The following is a 21,724-nucleotide window of genomic DNA, read 5'->3' on the forward strand; positions in this document are numbered from 1 at the left end:
GAGGTTCGCCCTCCCCACATCATTCGAAATATTGGTGGGTTATTACCTGCCGTTCATGATGATTGAAACATTGCATGGTGGGCTGCTTCGCGAGCCAAACTACCTTGGCTTATCATTCGTTCGGGGAGGGCGAGGCCCCCGCCGAGCCGCGTTTGAATAAATACGGATATATATCCAAGCCCTCACCCCAACCCTCTCCCAGTGGGGAGAGGGAGCAAACTTTCGGTTTTATCCGGCTCACCAGGAGGTTCGCCTGCGGCAGGCAGGCGAACCCAATCTTTGGGGGCGGAACTTAAACGGATCATCACCCTCTACCGCATCCGCATCATTGCGAGCGAAGCGATCAACCTATGATTATCAAACTAAAGCCCCAGAAACTGACAATAAAATAGTACAAAGTATAAAAACGCGAGCCACTGCCTCTACACAAGTGTCCTAAAATTGGGATACGACTAAAATGTCTTATCTCAAAAATGAGTTATTTTTCTTCATTACTAAAAAATCCGGGTAATAAAAACTTCCTATACCGAATAAACCGTTTCTATCTTTTTTTCATAAATCAAAAAATGCTAATAAAAATGATGTAATAATCCCAGAAGTCCCATATTAGGGACAAAAATACACTTACCTATTTATATTTATTTACTTTAAAGTTTACTAATATTATTCATTATATAAAAATGCGTGATACAATCAAATAATAGATATAAAAATAGCCATTAAGGAAAATCAAATTGATGCCTAAACATCATGTCGTAATAATTGGCGGCGGCTTTGGCGGGCTGTATGCCGCGAAAGCCTTCAAAAACCACCGCGACGTTCAAGTGACGCTGATCGACCGCAGAAATTTCCATCTGTTTCAGCCGCTGCTTTACCAAGTCGCGACGGGCGGCCTCTCTCCGGGCGACATCGCCTCGCCGCTGCGGGCGGTGCTCAAGAACCACAAAAACGTCAAAACCCTGATGGGAGAGGTCATCGACATTGACGTTGAACGCCGCGAAGTGGTGCTGCGCGACGACGTGGTACCCTATGACACCCTGATCGTCGCGACCGGCGTCACACACTCGTACTTCGGCAATAACGATTGGGCTGAAATCGCGCCAGGCCTCAAAACCATCGAAGACGCCATCGAGATGCGCCGCAAAATTTTTCTCGCCTTTGAAGGCGCCGAGCGTCAGGACGATCTCGAGGAGACCCGCGCCTGGATGAATTTCGTTATCGTCGGCGGCGGCCCCACCGGGGTTGAGTTGGCGGGCGCACTAGCGGAACTCTCGAACCACACGCTGCGCCATGATTTTCGCTCAATCGACGCCAGCAAGGCGAACATCTATCTCGTCGAAGGCGCCGACCGCATTCTGCCGCCCTATCACGAAAATTTATCGGAAGACGCCGAATATCATTTGCGGCAGCTGGGCGTTGACGTAAAAACCAGCACCTTCGTCACCAACATCGACGGCGACCGCGTCACCATGAAACACAACGGACGAGAAGAAACCCTGCGCGCCAAGACCGTCCTGTGGGCGGCGGGCGTACAAGCGTCGCCGTTGGGGCGCATTCTCGCCGACCGCGCCACCGCATCGCTCGACCGCATCGGGCGCGTGATGGTCGATGAACATCTCGCCATCCCCAACCACCCCGAGATCATGGTCATCGGCGACCTGGCGCATTGCATCGGCAAAGACGAAAAGCCGCTGCCCGGCATCGCGCCCGTCGCCATGCAGCAGGGCGCCTTTGCGGCCAAGCATATTGAAATGAAGAGGCAAAACCGCGCGTTCAAACCCTTCGAGTATTTCGACAAAGGCAACATGGCGGTCATTGGCCGCAACGCCGCCGTCGCCGACATCCACGGCGTACACGTCAAAGGCCTGCTGGCGTGGTTGATGTGGTTGTTCGTCCACATTTTATATCTGGTTGAATATGACAACCGCCTGTTGGTCGCGACCCAATGGGCGTGGAACTATTTCACCCGAAACCGGGGCGCGCGCCTGATCACGCACCAGGAAAATTTAGACCTCAAGAAAAAACCTCAGCGCAAAAATGAATATCACTTTTCAGAGTAGAATTATTTCGTCTCTGAATTTGTAATCCCCTTGCGAATGGCATGAGGGCAGACCTTGATGCAACGAAATCAAAAATATCAGCCCTGTAGGGGCGCAACACGTTGCGCCCGAATCCCCCCTGGCGCTTTCAGCGCCGTCCCCCCTTAAAAAGGGGGGCTAAAAGTCTTAAGTCAATGACATTGCCTCAAGTTGGGGGAGGACAAAGGTGGGGGTTGTCCGATAAGGCTGATACTCATCAAAAAGCCTATTTCCCTGGGAGCGCCGTTGTCCACAACGGCATTCACCGGTGCGAGTATAGATACTCGCGCTCCTGTTTGTTCCCCCCGACGCTTGGAGCCTTAATACAAAAACCCGTTTACTTCTAGATTATTGAATTCGGAAATTTTTATTGGTGGGTTTCGCTGCGCTCAACGCCACCCTACTTGAGACGCGTCATACATCCGAAGGGTGCGAAGCGTTGTCCACAACGGCATTCAACGATGCGAGTATAAATACTCGCGCTCCTGTATGGCGGCTTCGACGCGGTATCTCTCGCGGTTGCGTGTGTTCTCAAGTTCGCCATCCATAAGGGGGCGATGAATTCTTTTTTTCGCGTTATACTCCCGCCATGAAACTGATAAAGATTACGCGCGAACTCGTGAATGAGGTGGAGACACTTTCGTTCTCTCCACCCGTAACCCATGTCTATAACCCGCTGGTGTATGCGCGGGCGCCGCACGAACTCTACCTCAAACGGTTTGGTTCCAGCCCAAAAGAAGCCGTCTTTCTCGGCATGAACCCCGGCCCCTGGGGCATGGCGCAGACGGGCGTTCCCTTTGGCGAGATTGAACTGGTGCGCGACTGGATGGGCCTGCAAGCGCCCGTCGGCAAGCCCCCCCGCGAACACCCCAAGCGCCCCATCGAAGGCTTTGACTGCCAACGCAGCGAGGTCAGCGGGCGCCGATTGTGGGGATGGGCGCGCGACGAATTCAACACGCCGCAAGCGTTCTTTGAACGCTTCTTTGTCATCAATTATTGTCCGCTGTGTTTTATGGAAGAAAGCGGGCGCAACTTCACCCCCGACAAATTGCCCGTCGCCGAAAGCGCGCCGCTGTTTGACGCCTGCGACCGCGCCTTTCGCGCCATGATTGACGCGCTGCAACCCGAATGGGTAATCGGCGTCGGCGGGTTTGCCGAACGCCGCGCACAAATGGCGCTCGACGGCGTCGACCAAAAAATCGGTAAAATACTTCACCCCAGCCCCGCCAGCCCCGCCGCCAACAAAGGCTGGACGCAAAAAGCCGTCACCGCGCTCACCAAGTACGGCATCCGAATTTAAATACCAAACGGCCTTTCAAGGGCTGTCCGCTTCGCGGCCTTGCCCTTGCCACCCAACCAAGTACGGCATCCGAATTTAAGTCCCAAAACGGCCTTTCAAGGGCTGTCCGCTTCGCGGCCTTACCCTTGCCACCCAACCAAGTACGGCATCCGAATCTAAATACCAAACGGCCTTGCCCTTGCCACCCAACCAAATTTTTTATCGCAACTGCTCAAGCCAATCGCTATTTCATCCACAAAATAGACTGGGCATAAAAAAAGAGCGCGACGAAACGCCGCGCTCTTTTACATACAGAATCGAAAACACTGCCTAGGGTTGCGAATGCAACAACTCCACAGGAACCGAAACGCCCTTCGGCAAACGGTAGACCTCAATCACGTCCACAAACACCGTCACGTTGGGGTCGCCCGCCGCGCCGATGTTCGCTACTTGCAAAATGGGATTGATCAGCGAACCCTGGTCGGGCTGGTAGACAATGCTCATCCAAGTGGAGCCTTCAACCAACTGTTGAGTCGTCGCGGGGAAATTCAACCCAATCGAACCATCGAACGAACCCGCGACCGTCAAACCGCCGCGCAACGCGCCCACCGCAATCGAAGCGTTGGGGAAATCAGCGCGCAGCAAGGCGCGGATCAGCAATGGATCGCCGCCGCCGTCAATCGCTAAAGAACTATACATAAACCCGACCTGCTCGGGCGCCACGGAAATAGCGAGGCCTTTGCCGTCGCTGGATTGCGGCAGAACCAGCGGCGAAAGCGCCGTCATCGCGAATTGGCCCGGCGCGGCATTGGTAAAGCCGCCCGGCAGTTCTGACCACCCGCTTTCGACCAACGTCGCCGTATCAAACGCGTAGGTCGCCAATGGCTGCAAACCGCTGGCCGGCGGGGTGGTCGGCGTCGGGGTGGGGATTGCAGCGATCACGGTCGGCGTGGGCGTTGGCGCAACCACCGGCGTACTCGTCGGAGGCGCAGGCGTCGCCGTGGGCGCATTGAGCGGCGTCGGCGTATTTTGCGGGATAATCACCGGCGGCGTATTGGTTGGCGTCGGCGTTCGGGTCGGGACCGGGGTCGATGTTGGGACGACTGGCGTTGACGTTGGGCGTACGCCTTTCGGCCCGTGCTCAAAGACTTGCAAAAGGCCGTCGCCCGCCAAATAGACATACCCGTCAAATGCAATCACGTCTAGCGCAGTTTGAACAACCTCATTCGAGAAAATACGGTTCACGGTGGGGATGCGCTCATAGTCATAAATACGCAGGCCGCCGTTGAAGGTCAATTGAGAACCAACCCCGCTATCAAAAGATGTCGCCGTATAAGCGAAGCCTTCGCGTACGGAGATGCGCCACACTTCATTATCATGGGTGGTGAATGCGCTGGCGAGATGTTGGGGCGCGTCCGGGTTCGAGATGTCGAACAAGTCGATGCCGGTGAATCCCACGGCGACGCCGAGAGTATTGCCGTCAACCGAAACGCCGTTGTTTCCGTCAAACTCGTTGATGACGCTGACGAATGTATTGACCAGCGTGGTCTGGGCCGGGTTTGAGGTATTTAAAATCATAATGTCTGACCACGTGGCGACGTAGGAGCGCCCGCCTGCGGTGGTCATGTCGATGGCTTCGTCATTGGCGTCGATCACCGACAACGGCGCCAGTTTGTTGGGCGCGGCGATCTGTAATTGCGTAACCACAATGCGGTTGTTGACGCCAATGTAAACTACATCGCCGATGGCGTGAACAAAGTTGACGTTCTCGCGGTTTTCGGTCACGGCGCGTTCATCAATAATCGACGGCGCGCCCGGGTCAGTCACATCAGCGATGACAATATTATTTCCCGTCGCTTCATCCATACCAACGACCAATGTATTTCCGACGGAGGTCAGGCCAATTACGCTACTGGGGACGGGAAACTCTCCAAGCAACGAGGGCGAACCCGGGCTGCTGACATCGTAGATGCGAACGTCGCTGTCGCCGCCGACGTACATGCGATTGCCGTCGAGGTGAAGCGCAAGCGCACTCACTTCTAACTGCGCGACGGGGTTAATGGTTTGCGCGTGCGTGACGGCGGCGCAGACCAGTGCAGCAAATAAAAAACAGGCAAAGCGTTTCATTGGTTTCTCCTTCAGGTTTAATCTAATTCGGGTTTAATTCCTCGCCCCTTTGGGCGCAAGAACGACTAGAAGCCATCTCAAAACATTTGTTGCGTGTGGCATGGGTATAACTCTGCTCGCTTCAGTGCGGGCTTTCCGGCCCTTATGCACAGGCGCTCCCAGAGTTGCACCCATGCCTGAAATGGTTTGTCAATTTTTGAACTGCCGGAATCCCTTTTCCTACTCAATCGTTTTTGAGATGCTTTTGAATCTCGATTTGATACCCCGCTGCTTGCGGCGGAGTTGTTCATTGGGCCTTCGCCATGACATCGTTCACCATGCGTTGAATTTCGTCATAGGGCAGCGAGATCGGTTCGCCGGGTTTTAGCCCGTTGGCTTCAAACCATCCCTGGTTCATTTCGAGCGCATACAGGCTCTTATACTTTGACCGGTAGCTGACCACCGGGTCAAACGGGCCGCGATGCGGTTCCATTTTTTCGATATTTCCAATCACGCCGTCGTCGCGGATGTACGCAATCGACAGCGGAATTTTGGTGTTCTTCATCCAAAACGACATGTACTGCGGCTCGCGATAAACGAACAACATGCCGTGGTCAGTAGGCATCGACTCGCGGTACATCAGCCCCTGGCGTTGCTCGCGCGGGGTAATCGCGATTTCGATGGTCACGATCTGTTTGGCGATGACGCATTCAACAGTGCGCAACGCCCCCAGCGCGTTGGCGGGAACGCCCGGCGTATGGGTTGATTGACCGCTGCAACCAATCAACGCCAGTAGAAACGCCGCCAAAAAAACAACCGTTGCGTATTTCATTGTCTGGTTAGGCTTCGTCTTCACCGTAAAGCGTTTTCATTATCGTTTTCACGCGCTGCGAATAGGTGCAATGGTTGAGCGCAAATTCCTGGCCTGCGCGGGCGATGGCGTCGCGCTCATCCGCGTGTTCCAAATAGTATTCTGTTTTCTCGCGTAATTCATCCAAACTATGAAAACAAACCAGATGTTTATTCAGTTCAAATTCCTCTTCGAGCACGGGCTTGTATTCCGTCAGCAAAAACCCGCCCGCCGCCAACACGTCATAGACGCGCGGGTTGGCCGAATTGAAACACTGTACGTGAAACACGTTGATGTTGACCTGGGCGTGATAATAAACCGAGGGCAAATCCTGGTTGTATTCGGGCGCGTAGCCCGCATAACAGCCGACCAGTTCTTGCGCCCAATCCGCCGCGCCCCATTCGGGCGAGCCGTAGGTTTGCAGCCCGAGGTCGTTGACGCGGCGCAGCGCAGCCAGCCGTTTCAAATAGGTGGCGCGTTCTTCTAAATAGAGAACCACGAAGCCTTCGTAAGGCAGGCGTTCGCGCCCTTTCGATTGATTAAAGCGTTCTTCGAGCGTGACGCTTTCATCGGCGAGATAGTCTTCGACGATGCCGTCGAGCACCACCACAAAATCAGGGTCGCGTTTGAGCCAATAGGCGCGGACTTCTTGAAAGCGCGCAGCGGCCAATGCGCCCATAAAACCGACCTTGGGGCCGGTGCGTTGCGGCCATTCTTTGCCCGGCTGGCATTCGGGCAGGGGGCGGATGCCCGCCGCCGTGGGCAAGTAGGTTCCTTCTTTTCCGCTCAGTTCTTTTAGGTAATCCAGATACGTCGGGTCGAATGAGAAGTAGGCGTCGGTCGCGTCGAGTTCTTCTTTGGTGGTTTGTACGCGCTTGGGGCTGTCGAGAAACCACAACACTTTTTTGATGGGCAACTTGCTGAGCGACTCGGCCCCTTCATCAGACAGCGTGTTGCGGTTCATCCACAACAACACATCGGGAAAATGCTCGCGGGTGTAGACCAGCCACACGTAGGGGTTCAAAAAATTGATCATGCGCTTGTTGGCGGTGAATGACGCCGCGTCGAGGCCGTTGTCTTCGAAGCCTTGCGACAGCGCGTTAGAGAGATAGTCATGCTCAGGCTCAACCAACACCACCTTGCGTTTACGCCCCGCAGCGGGTTGTTTGAAGTGGTCGAAAATCTCGCCCATGTATTGCTGGGAGGCTTTGTAGACTTGCTCGGCCATCGGCATATAGTGCTGCTGCAAAGCGGCGACCATGCGTTTTTCATAATCGCCCCACTCAACCCCGCATTGCACCGAAACGGGAACCAGCGCCGAGACGGGATTGGTGTGAACAAACTTTAAAACCGTCTCGGCCGGGTTTGGGTCAAGAATCAAAATGGTGCGGTCGGAACGCAGCATGTCCGTCCAGTCAAACCGTTTAAAGGCTTCGTGCAGCAGGTCGATGCGGTCTTCGATAATTAACATGCGCTGGGCGTTGCGGCCTTTTCGCAATTGCGGATAGAGATGCAGCGGCAGATAGCCCAGGCCGGGGCGCAAGATGATAAATAAGCGCTGTTTGTCGGCGTCAGAATTGCGCAACGTGGCTTCCGCCGTCTTCCAGGGGTCGTTGGGGCCGTGAATCCAGGCGCCGTCGGCGTTTTGTTGACACAAAACCACGTCGGCGCTTTTGTCTTCAAACGTATAGGCGCCGTTTGCCGATGCGGCCTCGATCTGGGGGACGTAGTGTGGATACAGTTGGGCCATCAACTGCAAATTCTGGAGATAGGTTTCCTGGCTGGGCGTTTGGTTCATTGGCCCCCATTGAGACGCATAGAATGATGACGATATTGATGGATGGGCAAAAGCGCAGACTCGTGCTATCGTCATTAGCGAACGGTTCATCATAACACAAATCACAAATGGAACGAACGCAATGCGTTATCTCACATTTCTCTTTCTCGCGCTACTCACCATTCTCTCCACCAACGCGCAGACGGGCGACTACCCCGTCACCGAGTGTAAATCGCTGCAAGAGTTGCAGGCCGCCAAGCAACGCGGCGCGGTGTTGCTCAAGACGGGTGAACGCTACTTTGTGCGCATCGGCCCCGATTACAAAGGCCCATACGCCAGCCTGAAAACGGCGGTCGACCTGCGCCGCGACTATGAAAAACGCGCCCGCGAAGCCGGGGTGATATTGCCCTCCGCCACCGCCCCGGCTGAGCCGAACGAGGCCTACTTTAATCCCGCGACCATGATGTTTCCCTTTGTGGAAGCGCAGCCCGGCAAAGGCATTTTTCTGCTGGTCCCTAATGGGAAATTAACGTCCGCGCCTAGCGTGATGATTCACCCCGAACCGCTTTTGTATGATGAGATTGTATTTGGCGCGCTGGATATGACGCCGCCGCAGTTGCGCCCGCAAACCGCGCCCGACCAGCCCGCGCCGCCGCACCAACGCAAAATATTCTTCGCCGTCACCGGACGGGTCGCCTCCAAAGCAACCATTGATTTTCCCACAGCGTCGCTCACGCTTTCGGTGGGCGCGGCGGTGGTCGCCAGCGACGGCGAGGTCATCTGGAAACAATACGGCGCGGTTGAAGACGACATGAGTTTTCGCATTCTCACCCCCATGCCGCAGACGCAGCGCGTCCCGCAATATCTTTTGTTGTTCACCGTGGGCGAGGGAAAACTCGAGCGCACCTTGCGCCCCAGCGAGCGCTACCCCAGCATCGACGCGGCCCCGTATGAATATCACATCTTGTGTTCTGCCGCGCTGGAAATGGGGGACAACTGGTTCCCCCCGCTGATGGAAGCCACCAGGGAAGAATACAAAACACTGATGGAAAAAGAGAAACAGTTTGGTAAGAGAAAGCCGTAACCACAACAACTTCTGCGTATTAAAAAGAAATCCTGACGATTGATTTGGAATTGCATTCTACAATTCGCCGTATTTTTGTCGCAAAAAAATCGCAAAATTGTCGTAATTTTGTTGCTTTTTCTGCGGTTGGTAGTTAATATAGTAGGTAGCTAGTCGATCTAATTAAGCTAGTTAAAGCAACAAAGCTTGAAAGTCGATATTAAAATAAGTAGTCACCCAGTGGGGCGACAACACAAGTTAGTTAGTTGAAGAACCGTGAAATTCTCTCTATGAGAGACACGACAAGGCTCAGCAGTCGGCAAACTGCTGAGCCTATTTCATATAGGCTCCAAAACCAACCGGTCTTTTGTTTGGTCATTGACCGTTTCCTCCTTACGCTTCGAGTGATGTTTACCGCGCCGATTTTTACGGTCATATCACTAAAGTTTCAGAAGAAAACTGCCCCACTGGGCTTAAATAAAGCGTAACCAAATCAAATCAATTTTCAACTTCTTTTTTTGAACAGAAAAAAGCAGATCAAAGATTCCCGCAATTAACAAAATTTATGCTTCTTCCGGTATTTGGATACTTTTTCACAAATAGAATTGAGATTTATAGAAGCCTCTTCATCAATACTTGAACTTTCGCTGTGTGTGGCATGGGTACAACTCTGTTCGCTTCAGTGCGGGCTTTCAGGCCCTTATGCACAGGCGCTCCCAGAGTTGCACCCCTACCTGATTGGTACGTCAATTTTTAATATGCCCGAATACGTTTTCTTAAACAAAATTATGGCTATCCATCAATGTAAGTACTCACTTACCGGATGAACCAAATCTTCACACCCACGTCCGCCGCCGTTGCGCGACGATGTAGGGGTAGCGCAGCAGCATCGCCGCCATGCGCAGGTAGTACAAATCCACATAGCGCCAAAAGGGCATGTAAGCAAAGCGCGACTTGAACGAAAAGGTCTCGCCGATCTTGTGCCGCCACGACGCCAAAAAGCGCCCCAGCCCGTAGTTCTTCAAGACGTAATACATGCGGATGCGTTCGTGATAATAATGATAGGCAATCTGCCCGCGCTCGGTGCGGCCTTGTTTGGAATAGTGATGGATGATTTTCACTTCGGAGTCGATCATCAGCCGCCAGCCGCGCTTGCGCAGTTGCAGGCACAGGTCGCCGTCTTCAAATAAATAAAAATAAAACTCGTCGAAGCCGCCCGCTTCGCGCACCGCATCGAGACGAAACAAACTGAAGCAAGTCGACAAGATATGCGGGTCGTTGGTCATCTGCACCGACGCAGCGGGGTCGTAGTTGCCTTCCCAATCGGTGGTGGGCGAGACACACCAAATATCCTCCATCGCCTCGTCACCGTAGATGATCCCCCCCGCGCCCGCGAGTTTCGCGTCGGCTTGCAATGTTTGAACCTGCCGCTCAATCGCGCCGGGCGTCACCAGCACCGCGTCGGAATCCATAAAGAGAACATACTCAGCATTGGCGCGTTGAATGCCCTGGTTGCGGGCGCGGCAGGCGCCGACGTTGGTCGAATTCTCGATGAGTTGAATATCCGGCTGCTGACGAAGCCAGAGCAGGCTTTCATCCGTAGAACCGTTGTCGATGATAATGATTTCGAGGTTTAAATACGCCTGCCGCCGCAACGACTCAATCGCGCGTTTGAGATCGTCCGCCCGGTTCCAACTAATAAGGACGGCGGAAACGACAGGAATCGCGTCGCTCATTCTACAATCGCTTGATACACCAGGTTGGTGTATGTCTGCCAGCTCTGTTTTGGGTTGGTTGGGACATGTTGGCTCATAAAGACGGCGATCAGGTCTTCTTCGGGGTCAACAAAAAACAACGTGCTGGCGTATCCGCTCCAACCGTAGGTTCCCAGCGACGACAGCGTGGAACTGTACGCCTGGTCTTTCTTCACTGATACACCTAAGCCAAACCCTGATTCTTGATCGTTATGCCAAGACGTATTATTCGCTTCGTCGCGAATCAGGTTTGTTGACATGCGTTCAATCGACTTCGGCCCCAGTACGCGTTCGCCTTCCAACTCGCCGCCGTCGAGTAGCATCTGCGCAAAGCGGGCGTAATCCATCGCGCTGGTCATCAGGCCGTGTCCGCCCGCATGTTGCACGCCGATTTTGTAGTATTTTTCTAATGGTAATCCACTGTCCGGCGCTGGTTGTATTTTGCCTTCTTTGATCGTATAGACTGTCGCCACCCGGCCCCAATCTTCTTTTGGCGTTGAGAAGCCAGCGTCTTCCATTTTGAGAGGATCAAACATGCGTTCTTGTAAAAATTCACCGAACGGCTGCCCGGCGACGACTTCGATTACCCGCGCCAATACGTCAATCGAGGCGCCGTATTCCCAGGTGGTTCCCGGTTGATGCAGCAGCGGAAATTCTGCTAGAGCGCTGATCGCGTCTTTGATGGGGTTGGCTGGATTAAACATATCGATTTCTGCATGTTTTTTCGACAGAGTAGGGCTTTTGTTTTCTGGGATGCCATAGCCAATGCCGGAGGTGTGCATGGCGAGGCGTTGCAGGGTAATTTCTGACTTGGCGGGTTCCGTTTTGACCTCGCCGTCGAGTTCGCCGATCAAGACTTGCATGTCTTTGAACTCCGGCAGGTATTTCGAAACCGGGTCTGTCAAAAACAACTTGCCGTCTTCGACCAACATCATCAGCGCCGCGCAGGTAATGGGCTTGGTCATCGAGTAGATGCGAAACAGCGAATCCTCATTCATCGGCGTCTTGTCTTCGATGTTTTGAAAACCATAGGCTTTAAAATGGGCGATCTTGCCTTTGCGGGCAACCAGCGACACCATGCCCGCCAACTCTCCGCGATCAACAAAGCCTTGCATGACGGCGTCGAGTTTTTCGAGCCGCTCGCTGGAAATGCCCACCTTTTCAGGCTTGGTTAGTTTGAACGAGTCGGCGTTCACGGCAACGGCGGCGAAAACTATCGCAAGGCAGCTAAACAGCAATCGTTTCATGAGGTTCCTCCCGAAGTTTGTATACATAGACGCAATACCTCGGGGTTGGGTTCTGCTTGTCTCCGTCGCGGCTTATTGCCGCTGACTACGAAAGCCGCTCCACCCAATCCCCTGCGGCATTGCGTTGACATTCTATAGTGGTTGCCAGAATTCTGTGCGGATAGAGTTTCCGTAACCGTATCTATCGCTGAGCCCAACGGGCGCGCTAACCGCACATATTTTGACAAACATTCTTGTATTTGCCTATTGCAATCAAAGGCGGGGCGAAAGTCAATTGGCGTTAGGCCAATGCGGCGGCTTTTCGGTCTTGCATTTTTTGCAGGCTAGCCTCGTAGGGTGGATCGCGCTTTTTGACCCACCACATAATTGATTCAGATATCAACCCGTGAGATTACTTCGGCCGTCCGCTGCGGCTGACTCCCTCGTAATGACACTTGATTGGGAAATTGCTGGCGTAAATGGCTCTTAGGTTTAAAAATGAGGTAATAGAAACTTGATTTGAGAGGATATACTATGCGATAGTGTCATGAGTTTTTTTGTGGGAGCCGTGTTTGTGATTTCTCGCGCGTTTCTTTACTCTTTTGTCCTTCTGTCTTTTCTTCTGGCCCCTTTTATTGGTCATGCCCAATCTTCATTGACCGGGATTGAGCATTTTGATCGAAGGTGGGCATACCATGACTTCACCCAAGACGCAAACCTGACAAACAAATCGGTTTTTGATTTTGACTTCGACCAAGAGGGGGCCTTATGGGCCGCAGCGTCTGACGGCCTCTATCATTATGACGGCTATCAATGGAAACAGTTCACGACTGAAGATGGACTGCCCAGCGATTTCGTGCGCTGCGTTCTCGTCGCCAGCGATAAAAAATTATGGGTCGGCACAGACAAAGGCGCGGGCGTTTTTGACGGCTCTCAATTTTTGTCTTTAGGCCCGGAAGACGGGCTGTCATCGCAGAGCGTTCGCCGTATTCGTGAAACCAAAAACGGCGCCATCTGGTTCTGTTGCGACCGCTGGCCTGATATCAATACTGCAGGCGGGGCCGTACGGTTATTGAACGGGCAGTGGTCAACCTATACGCTCGAATCCGGCCTGCCGAACGACCATGTGATGGATGTATTTGAAGACAGCCAGTCGCGCTTGTTTTTTCTGACCGCGAGCGGCATTTATCAACTTTCTGATGATGAATGGCTTCCCATTATTTCTCCCAGTGATTTTGACGGCGATTTGCAATTCTGGAGCATGGCTGAAACAGAGCAAGGAGATCTCATCGCATCAACTCATAAGGGTATCTATCAGTTCGCCAACGACGAGTGGACCTTTTACGCTGATATAAACCGCAGCGAAGTGTACCCTTTCATTGTTCCTCAATTGGTCGTATACGGAGATGACCTGCTTTCATTCTTGCCAACCGCTGCGCCAAACGAACAAGCGCTGCATCGTTTTGTGGATGGGAGTTTCTCACCCATTGAAGACAGCCAAATCGATGTCGGCGACCTTTTTAACCAACAACTCAAAGCAGCGCCCGACGGTTCGGTGTGGGGATGCGGAGACGGCTTTATCTTTCGCGCGTTTCCTCCCGAGTTACTAACGATGATGAGGTACGCCCAGTTCCCGCCGTCGGCGTTTTTAGACAACCGCGACCAACTATGGTTTATTGGCGACGATGCTCACATACGGCTCGTCGATGAAGAATGGAGCGAATGGCGGAACAATTTGGGGGCATATTTTATTGATTCAGAAAGCAATGTTTGGAACTATGATTTAGAAAAAATCGTACTTCAAAAACAGACCACTGAAGTTCAATATCTCTTCACCGATCTTGGCCTCAGCCAAATTGACGGACATTTAACCGGCAACAACGGTCATGTCTGGTTATATGGCACAGGCCCGCAAGGCAACCGGGTCTTGCTTCACTTTGATGGTGGAAGTTTTCAACGGGTCGAGTCGGAGTTGTTGGAAGGCAAAGATTTTTCGAGTGGACTCGTCACAGAAGACGGCAATCTTTTTATTATTTTCTCAACAGGCCAGCAAAACCAATACGCCGTATTGAAAGTCAGTTCTGGCGGTCAACAGGTAAACGCTTATTCGCTATCTGCATTATTTTATGGTTTGCCCAGCCTCTTTTCTGACGCCGCCAATTCATTGTGGATTTATCAGGGCCCAGTCATCAAAACATACGACTATGAGATGAACCCAATTGACCGCGATTTGGGATTTTTAGACGATAGCATGGTCCGTTATATTTTTAAAAGCGACCATTGCCTCTGGTTTCCGTGCAGCGGTCAAAATAACGGCGAGTTGGGCATTTTTCGACTAGACGGCGACCAGATCAAATTTTACCCAACCCAAAGCGCCGTCAATTTTGGCGAGCAGTTATATGACGGGAGTATTTTTTTGGGCGCATTAGGCGCCTTGTTTCAAATTGATCCTTCGCTGAGTAAGGAGCCGATTCAGTATCTCCTGTCAAAAGATGATTACATCTATTCTGTGAACAAAGACGCCCAAGAGCATTTATGGGTTGGCTATGGCGAAGATATTTTCCATGTCATCAATAATGAAAAACCGCCAGACACCGAAGTAGTAAGTGAAATTCGTCAAGTTGTTCGAGGTGAGCAGTATCACGCGCAATGCGCCGCCATTGCCTATATGAAGCCTCGCGGTTATGAAAACAATATCACTTTTTCATGGAAGTATGACGATGCGCCTTGGAGCGAGTTTGAACGCGTAGACGATTTTGTCATCGTTGTGAATTCACAGAATTATTCACTGGGCCGTCACACTCTGTATGTCAGGTCGCGCGACCAGGGCCTTAAAATTGATCCAACTCCAGCGAGTTTGTCATTCACCATCTTGCCTTTGCCCATTCAGCAACAACCCTGGTTCGCGCCCGCCATTTCGGCCTTGTTTATTTTTATTGTTTTCTTATGTATTTTCACAACGCTTATGGCAATGAAATTAAAGCGCAGCCAGCGTCTATTGGCCCATCACTCGCTCAATCTCGAAAAAACGGTCGGCCACCAAGAACAAGAAATCGGCGCGACCAAACAGATGCTTCAGCTCATACTAAACTCTGTCCCTGATTTTATTTTCTGGAAAGACCGCAATTGCGTCTATATAGGATGCAACCAGAATTTCGCTGTAGTAGCGGGCGTTGGCTCTCCAAATGAAATCATCGGCAAGACAGACTATGAACTCGCCTGGAAAAAAGAAGAAGCCGACTTCTTTATAGAATGCGACCGACGGGTGATGGACTCAAACACGCCCGAACTTCATCTTATCGAGCCACAACTTCAATCGAATGGAAAACACGCCTGGCTTGATACCAACAAGATTCCACTGCACGACCAGGACGGCAATGTCATCGGCGTGTTGGGGACTTATGAAGATATTACAGAAAAAATGAAGGCGGAAAAAGACAACAAAAAACTTCAGTCCGATTTAGAACAATCCAGAAAGATTGAGTCGGTCGGTCGGCTGGCGGGCGGCGTAGCCCATGACTTTAACAATATGTTAAGCGTCATTTTGGGCCACTCCGAACTGGCGATTGGACAGGTCAAATCATCGGACATGATTTACGTCAACTTGCAAGAGATTATGAAAGCCGCCAAACACTCAGCCGAATTAACCCGCCAACTGCTTGCGTTCGCCCGCAAACAGACCATCTCTCCGAAGGTTGTGAATTTAAACGAAACCGTTGATTCGATGATGAAAATGTTAAAGCGGTTGATTGGCGAAGATATCAACCTGGTTTGGGCGCCCGGCGCCCCGTTGTGGCTTGTCAGAGTTGACCCCACTCAGCTAGACCAAATTATGATCAACCTGTGCGTCAACGCCCGCGACGCGATCAAAGGCGTTGGCAAAGTCACCATTGAAACCAATAACCAGCCGGTTGATGATGAGAGTTGCGCCGACAAACCGGGATTTATCGCTGGCGATTATGTCAGGCTTTCTGTCACCGATAACGGGGTTGGCATGAGCAACGACATCGTGAATCAAATTTTTGAACCGTTTTTTACGACGAAAAAAACCGGCAAAGGGACCGGCCTGGGGCTCGCGACCATCTATGGAATCGTGAAACAAAACAATGGTTACATTGATGTAGATAGCGAAGAGGGAGAAGGCTCGTGTTTTACGATCTACCTGCCCCGCTACCAGGGCGAAACCGTCCATAAAAACCCGGCCGCTTCCATCGCAGAAAACGCGCGCGGAACCGAAACGGTTTTGTTAGTCGAAGATGAACCGGCGCTTTTAGAACTGACGACGCAAATCGTCAATCAGCTTGGCTACCACACCCTGACCGCCGATTCACCGGACGAGGCGCTTAAGGTTGTCAGTGAATATAACGGCGAGATTCATTTATTATTAACGGACGTCATCATGCCGGAGATGAACGGAAGAGAACTGGCAAAGCGCTTGGGAGAGCGATATCCAGGCGTCAAACTATTGTTCATGTCAGGCTATACATCTGACGTCATCGCCCATCATGGTATTTTGGATGATGATGTGGTGTTCATCCAAAAACCGTTCACCGCCTCCGCGCTGTCAATCAAACTTCGCGAAGCGCTCAATCAATAAGATTTAATGATTCCCGTATATCTTCGCTAAGCGGTCGCGCCAGTCGGCAAGGTAGGCTTTGCGCCATCGGTTGACCGTCTTGGCGCCGGGAAAATTCTTTTCGCGCAGGTCTTCAGATTGGTCGTCACGCCACCAATGCTTGCGGCCTTCTTGCTTGATGAAGCGCCCGCCCCAATGCGGGCTTTCAGGGTTGTTCGGATCGCCCTTAAGCAAGTAGGCGACCGAGGGCGTGTCGCCCATCTTGATAGCGTTGTTTTTTAAGGGCGCGAAATACTTGCCCAAGGCGCCGCTCTCTTTGATGAAGGCGTTAATAAAAGTCTGGTTGCCCCAATCGCCGTCTTGCTTGCCGCCCACATACCATCCGCGAAACGTCGTGTCGCAATAGATCATCCACAGGTCGGAGTGATGTTGGTCGATATAGGCGAAGGCGTGTTCATCCATGCGTTGGTTCCAACTGGCGATGAAGTACACCCGGATTTTCTCTTTGATCGAAGGGTCGTCATGCAGCGCCTGGGCCACGTCGGTGATCGAACCCCAGACGAGAACATACAACGGGCGCGGGTCGTTGCGCCGAGCGCATTCGATGATCCACTTTGAGCCGTCGGTGGGCTGTCTGAAACCCGCTGCGGGCGCGGGTTCGGTCGCGCCTTGCTTACACAGATCGCGCAATGTTTCTGGCGTCGGGAACTTCGGCGAGGCGGCTTTGAAAGAAGCAAAGTCACTTTCGTACAGGTCAATCACTTTGAGATAATCGGCCGTACGTCCCGCGTGGGGCGGCGACGACACCAGCCCTTCGAGGTCAAACAAGTCAGCGTAATGAAGATAGTGGACCAACGACTGGTCGTCGTCATCGTCGCTGCCGCCGATGTCAGAGGAAATCAATACGCGATAGCGCTCACCGTCGAGCGCGCCGCCATTCGGTTCCGCAAATGATACACATACAAACGAAACAAATAGTAGAATGGCGGCGAAGATACGCATCATTATTTGCCCCTTCGAACGATGCTCTCGATCATGTTGGGCAGGCCGAATAATTTGATGAAGCCTTCGGCGTCGTGTTGGTTATAGACCTCGTCCTCGCCGAAGGTGGCGTAGTCTTCGCTATAGAGCGAATGCGGCGACTTGCGCCCGGCGGGCGTCACGTTGCCCTTGTACAATTTCAGCCGCACCACGCCGGTGACGTATTGTTCACTCTCGCGGATAAAGGCGTCGAGCGAGCGGCGCAGCGAAGTGAACCACTGGCCGTAATAAACCAACTCAGCGTATTTTTCGGCGATGATGTTTCGGTAATGCAGCGTCTCGCGCTCGCACACCAGGGTGAGCAGCTCGCGGTGGGCGGCGTAGAGCAGCGTGCCGCCGGGGGTCTCATACACGCCGCGCGACTTCATGCCGACCAGACGGTTCTCGACCAGATCGACGCGTCCCACGCCGTGTTTTCCCGCGACGGCGTTGAGCGTCTCCATCAGTTCAATCGCGCCCATCGCGTTTCCATTGACCGCCTTGGGGACGCCTTCTTCAAATTCGATCTCGACCACTTCGGGCTGGTCGGGCGCGTCTTCGGGATTCACGCTGAGGACGAACATGTCCGAGGGCGGCTCGTTCCAGGGGTCTTCGAGGACGCCGCCTTCAAACGACAGGTGCCAGAAGTTGCGGTCCATCGAATAGGGTTTTTTGACGGTGACGGGCACGTCGATGTTGCGCTCTTTGGCGTACTCGACCGCGTCTTCGCGGGAGCGGATGTCCCACTCGCGCCAGGGGGCGATGATTTTGAGATCGGGCGCCAGCGCCTGGAAGGTGAGCTCGAAGCGCACCTGGTCGTTGCCTTTTCCGGTGGCGCCGTGGGCGACCGCGTCGGCGCCTTCCATGCGGGCGATTTCGACGTGGCGTTTGGCGATCAGCGGACGCGCGATGGAGGTGCCCAGCAGGTATTGGCGCTCATAAATCGCCCCCGCTTGCATCATCGGGTAGCAGAAGTCTTCGAGAAACTCCTGGCGCAGATCTTCGATATAAATTTTCGACGCGCCGGTGCGGATGGCTTTTTCGTTGAGGGGTTCGAGTTCTTCGCCCTGGCCTACGTCGGCGGCGTAAGCGATGACTTCGCAGTCGTAATTTTCTTTCAGCCAGGGGATAATAATGGAGGTGTCTAATCCGCCCGAATAGGCGAGTACAACTTTTTTTACGTCGCTCATGGTCTGCTCCTGAAAACACCGTTTTGTTATTTTGCATTTATCACGGTGTTTAGTTGATGAATTTGTTCAGTATCTACCGTTGAGCGCTTCGCGCGCGCTGGCGTTGGCGTTCATCATAAAATCTATGGAATCGAAGTTTTTACTGACTTCGCGCCGAAGCCTATATGATGGCGGCGCCCGCCCCGATTCTCAATGGGCGGACAATGGCGCTCCCAGGCTTTCCGCGCCAGGGGGGATCAATCTAAGCAGCTCCCGTAGGGTGGGATGAATGCAATGAATCCCACCGTTTACTTTTGATTATTGAATTCGGAAAATATTTATTGGTGGGTTTCGCTGCGCTCAACGCCACCCTACTTGAAACGCATCATTCATCCAAGGCAGCCCACCGCCGCAATGTTATAATTCGTACTCTCACTCTGGGAGAGAACCAGGGTGAGGGCTTTTTCTGGTGGGTTAAGAACCCACCCTACAATCTACCAAGATACTTCCGCTCGCTAAGCGCCAACCTACCCCTTCTCCCTCTGGGAGAAGGTTGGGATGAGGGCAATAAAAAAACGAGACCTGCCTGCCGTAGGCCGATTGCTTCGCTGCGCTCGAAATGACACGAACCGACATTTTCCCTTCTATACAATAATCGGATATTACTGGAATGCGTTACGTTTTATTTTGCCTAAAAAAAACGCCCCCGAGGTTTCAGGGGCGTTTGAGAATGAATTCAATTATTCCTAACTCCGTTAGGAAATTATTCTTCGTAATTACGTTGCAAATTTTGGACGACCGAGGCGTCGGCCAGCGTGGTGGTGTCGCCCAGGGCGCGACCATCGGCGATATCACGCAACAAGCGGCGCATGATCTTTCCGCTGCGGGTCTTGGGCAAATCCGCCGAGAAGATGATCTTCTCCGGCCGGGCAATCGCGCCGATTTTTTGCACCACGTGGTCTTTGAGCGCCTTCTCAAGCGCCGCGCCCATTTCATAGCCTTCGCGAATGGTAACGAAAGCCGCAATGCTGGTCCCTTTTAATTCATGGTCAATACCGATGACCGCCGATTCGGCCACGGCCTTATGGTCAACCAACGCGCTTTCGACTTCCATCGTCGAGATGCGGTGGCCCGCGACGTTCATCACATCATCGACGCGGCCCAGAATCCAATAATAACCGTCTTCGTCGCGCTTGGCGCCGTCGCCCGCAAAGTAGATGCCGTCATACTTGCTCCAATAGACTTCTTTGAAGCGTTCGGGGTCGCCGTAGATGCCGCGCAGCATGGAAGGCCAGGGTTCTTTTAACACCAGATAGCCGCCGCCGACTTCGACGTGTTCGCCTTCTTCGGTAACGATATCAGCCACCACGCCGGGGAACGGTTTCGTCGCCGAACCGGGGGTGGTGCGGGTCACGCCCGGCAACGGGGTAATCATGATCGCGCCAGTCTCGGTCTGCCACCAGGTATCAACAATCGGGCAGCGCTCGCCGCCGATGACTTTGTGATACCACATCCAGGCTTCGGGGTTGATGGGTTCGCCGACGGAGCCCAGCAGGCGCAGCGATGAGAGGTCGTGCTTTTTGGGTTCCTGATCGCCCCACTTCATAAAGGCGCGGATCGCGGTCGGCGCGGTATAGAACACCGACACGCCGTATTTTTCGATGATTTCCCAAAAGCGGTCGCGGTCGGGCCAGTCGGGCGCGCCCTCATACATAATCTGCGTCGCGGCGTTGGCCATGGGGCCGTAGACAATATAACTATGTCCGGTGATCCAGCCGATGTCGGCCGTGCACCAATAGACGTCGCCGCGCTTGAGGTCGAAGACCTTCTCGGTCGTCGCCGTGACCCCGGTCATGTAGCCGCCGGTGGTGTGCATGATGCCCTTGGGTTTTCCGGTGGTGCCGGAGGTGTACAAAACAAACAGCAGGTCTTCTGCGTCCATCGGTTCCGGCTCGCAGTAGGGATCAGCCTCTTGCATGAGGCGGTGATACCAATGGTCGCGGCCTTCTTTGATATGCAGGGGAAAATCGCCGCGCTTGACGATGACCACGTGTTCGATGGTGGGGCAGTCGCGCAGGGCGATGTCGGCGTCGTGTTTGAGCGGAAGCAGATTTCCGCGCCGGTAGCCGCCGTCAGCGGTGATAAGTACGGTCGATTCACAATCGTGGATGCGGTCTTTGAGCGCGTCGGGGCTGAAGCCGCCGAAAACCACCGAGTGGACCGCGCCGATGCGGGCGCAAGCCAAGAGACCGATGGCGAGTTCGGGAATCATCGGCATATAGAACGTAACCCGATCGCCTTTTTTCACGCCCAAGCCCTTGAGGCAGTTGGCGAATTTATTGACTTCGCGGTACATGTCCCAATAGGTCAGGGTGCGCTGATCGCCGGGTTCGCCTTCCCAGATGATGGCGGCGCGGTTGCGCAGTCCGTTTTTGATGTGGCGGTCGAGGCAGTTATAACTGGCGTTGAGTTTTCCGCCGACGAACCATTTGGCGTTGGGCGCGTCCCACTCGAGGGCGGTGTCCCATTTTTGAAACCAGTCGAGACCTTCGGCTTGTTGTTCCCAATAGGCGATTCGGTCTTTTTCTGCGAGTTCGTAGGGGCTGTTGTCTTTTACGTTGGCGTTTTCGGCGAATTCTTTGGGCGGGTCAAAGTGGCGTTTTTCTTCGAGCAGCGCATCAATGGTTGCAGCGTGTTTTTCACTCGACATAATCAATTACTCCTCATTGGCGGTTCATCATAATTCCTCCCGGATGCCGAGCGCAAAGTTGCAATGTTACAGATTAGCACAACGCTCGTTTGATCCTATGGGGACGCGGGCGACAT

12 protein-coding genes are annotated in these 21,724 nt (G+C 53.2%); 4 read left to right on the top strand and 8 right to left on the bottom strand.

The window, feature by feature from the left end; genetic code table 11:
- Positions 1 to 737 precede the first annotated feature (737 nt).
- The gene (locus tag P9L94_06340; protein MDP8243681.1) at positions 738 to 2,060 is read left to right on the top strand and encodes an NAD(P)/FAD-dependent oxidoreductase; all 1,323 of its coding nucleotides are present in this window, start codon (positions 738 to 740) and stop codon (positions 2,058 to 2,060) included.
- A gap of 607 nt (positions 2,061 to 2,667) precedes the next feature.
- Positions 2,668 to 3,378 carry a hypothetical protein gene (locus tag P9L94_06345; protein MDP8243682.1) on the top strand — a complete coding sequence of 237 codons (711 nt, stop codon included), beginning with the start codon at positions 2,668 to 2,670 and terminating at the stop codon, positions 3,376 to 3,378.
- 309 nt (positions 3,379 to 3,687) lie between these two features.
- Here P9L94_06345 and P9L94_06350 read toward each other — a convergent pair whose 3' ends face one another.
- The 3 genes from P9L94_06350 to P9L94_06360 form a co-directional block, all read right to left on the bottom strand.
- Positions 3,688 to 5,484, bottom strand: coding sequence for a hypothetical protein (locus tag P9L94_06350; protein ID MDP8243683.1), 1,797 nt, complete (start codon positions 5,482 to 5,484; stop codon positions 3,688 to 3,690).
- 286 nt (positions 5,485 to 5,770) lie between these two features.
- Positions 5,771 to 6,319: a DUF192 domain-containing protein gene (locus P9L94_06355; GenBank protein MDP8243684.1), complete on the bottom strand. Its 549-nt coding sequence runs from the start codon at positions 6,317 to 6,319 to the stop codon at positions 5,771 to 5,773.
- Positions 6,303 to 8,111, bottom strand: coding sequence for a glycosyltransferase (locus P9L94_06360; protein ID MDP8243685.1), 1,809 nt, complete (start codon positions 8,109 to 8,111; stop codon positions 6,303 to 6,305). Before P9L94_06360 ends, P9L94_06355 begins: the two co-directional genes overlap by 17 nt.
- A gap of 121 nt (positions 8,112 to 8,232) precedes the next feature.
- Here P9L94_06360 and P9L94_06365 point away from each other — a divergent pair, with 121 nt between their 5' ends.
- The gene (locus tag P9L94_06365) at positions 8,233 to 9,174 is read left to right on the top strand and encodes a hypothetical protein (protein ID MDP8243686.1); all 942 of its coding nucleotides are present in this window, start codon (positions 8,233 to 8,235) and stop codon (positions 9,172 to 9,174) included.
- 815 nt (positions 9,175 to 9,989) lie between these two features.
- Here the strand turns inward: P9L94_06365 and P9L94_06370 are convergent.
- The gene (locus P9L94_06370) at positions 9,990 to 10,889 is read right to left on the bottom strand and encodes a glycosyltransferase family 2 protein (GenBank protein ID MDP8243687.1); all 900 of its coding nucleotides are present in this window, start codon (positions 10,887 to 10,889) and stop codon (positions 9,990 to 9,992) included.
- On the bottom strand, positions 10,886 to 12,154 hold the full coding sequence (locus P9L94_06375; GenBank protein ID MDP8243688.1) for a serine hydrolase domain-containing protein: 1,269 nt from the start codon (positions 12,152 to 12,154) through the stop codon (positions 10,886 to 10,888). The genes P9L94_06370 and P9L94_06375 overlap by 4 nt, the downstream gene beginning before the upstream one ends.
- Positions 12,155 to 12,680: 526 nt before the next feature.
- Here P9L94_06375 and P9L94_06380 point away from each other — a divergent pair.
- Positions 12,681 to 16,730 (top strand): ATP-binding protein, encoded by a 4,050-nt coding sequence (locus P9L94_06380; protein MDP8243689.1) that lies wholly within the window; start codon positions 12,681 to 12,683, stop codon positions 16,728 to 16,730.
- A 3-nt stretch (positions 16,731 to 16,733) separates the two neighbouring features.
- On the opposite strand, the gene P9L94_06385 is transcribed toward P9L94_06380, so the two are convergent.
- The 3 genes from P9L94_06385 to acs form a co-directional block, all read right to left on the bottom strand.
- Positions 16,734 to 17,714: a DUF1593 domain-containing protein gene (locus P9L94_06385; GenBank protein MDP8243690.1), complete on the bottom strand. Its 981-nt coding sequence runs from the start codon at positions 17,712 to 17,714 to the stop codon at positions 16,734 to 16,736.
- Positions 17,714 to 18,919, bottom strand: a complete 1,206-nt coding sequence (locus tag P9L94_06390) for an argininosuccinate synthase (protein ID MDP8243691.1) — start codon at positions 18,917 to 18,919, stop codon at positions 17,714 to 17,716. The genes P9L94_06385 and P9L94_06390 overlap by 1 nt, the downstream gene beginning before the upstream one ends.
- 742 nt (positions 18,920 to 19,661) lie before the next feature.
- Positions 19,662 to 21,608 (bottom strand): acetate--CoA ligase, encoded by a 1,947-nt coding sequence (acs, locus tag P9L94_06395; GenBank protein MDP8243692.1) that lies wholly within the window; start codon positions 21,606 to 21,608, stop codon positions 19,662 to 19,664.
- Between the last annotated feature and the right edge of the window lie 116 nt (positions 21,609 to 21,724).

It is taken from the genome of Candidatus Hinthialibacter antarcticus (genome assembly GCA_030765645.1).
Taxonomy (GTDB): domain Bacteria; phylum Hinthialibacterota; class Hinthialibacteria; order Hinthialibacterales; family Hinthialibacteraceae; genus Hinthialibacter; species Hinthialibacter antarcticus.

Coding starts and splice junctions, on each gene's coding strand:
- P9L94_06340 (MDP8243681.1), top strand. CDS start 738: ATGCCTAAACATCATGTCGTAATAATTGGCGGCGGCTTTGGCGGGCTG.
- P9L94_06385 (MDP8243690.1), bottom strand. CDS start 17,714: ATGATGCGTATCTTCGCCGCCATTCTACTATTTGTTTCGTTTGTATGT.
- P9L94_06350 (MDP8243683.1), bottom strand. CDS start 5,484: ATGAAACGCTTTGCCTGTTTTTTATTTGCTGCACTGGTCTGCGCCGCC.
- P9L94_06370 (MDP8243687.1), bottom strand. CDS start 10,889: ATGAGCGACGCGATTCCTGTCGTTTCCGCCGTCCTTATTAGTTGGAAC.
- acs (MDP8243692.1), bottom strand. CDS start 21,608: ATGTCGAGTGAAAAACACGCTGCAACCATTGATGCGCTGCTCGAAGAA.
- P9L94_06375 (MDP8243688.1), bottom strand. CDS start 12,154: ATGAAACGATTGCTGTTTAGCTGCCTTGCGATAGTTTTCGCCGCCGTT.
- P9L94_06360 (MDP8243685.1), bottom strand. CDS start 8,111: ATGAACCAAACGCCCAGCCAGGAAACCTATCTCCAGAATTTGCAGTTG.
- P9L94_06380 (MDP8243689.1), top strand. CDS start 12,681: ATGAGTTTTTTTGTGGGAGCCGTGTTTGTGATTTCTCGCGCGTTTCTT.
- P9L94_06345 (MDP8243682.1), top strand. CDS start 2,668: ATGAAACTGATAAAGATTACGCGCGAACTCGTGAATGAGGTGGAGACA.
- P9L94_06390 (MDP8243691.1), bottom strand. CDS start 18,919: ATGAGCGACGTAAAAAAAGTTGTACTCGCCTATTCGGGCGGATTAGAC.
- P9L94_06365 (MDP8243686.1), top strand. CDS start 8,233: ATGCGTTATCTCACATTTCTCTTTCTCGCGCTACTCACCATTCTCTCC.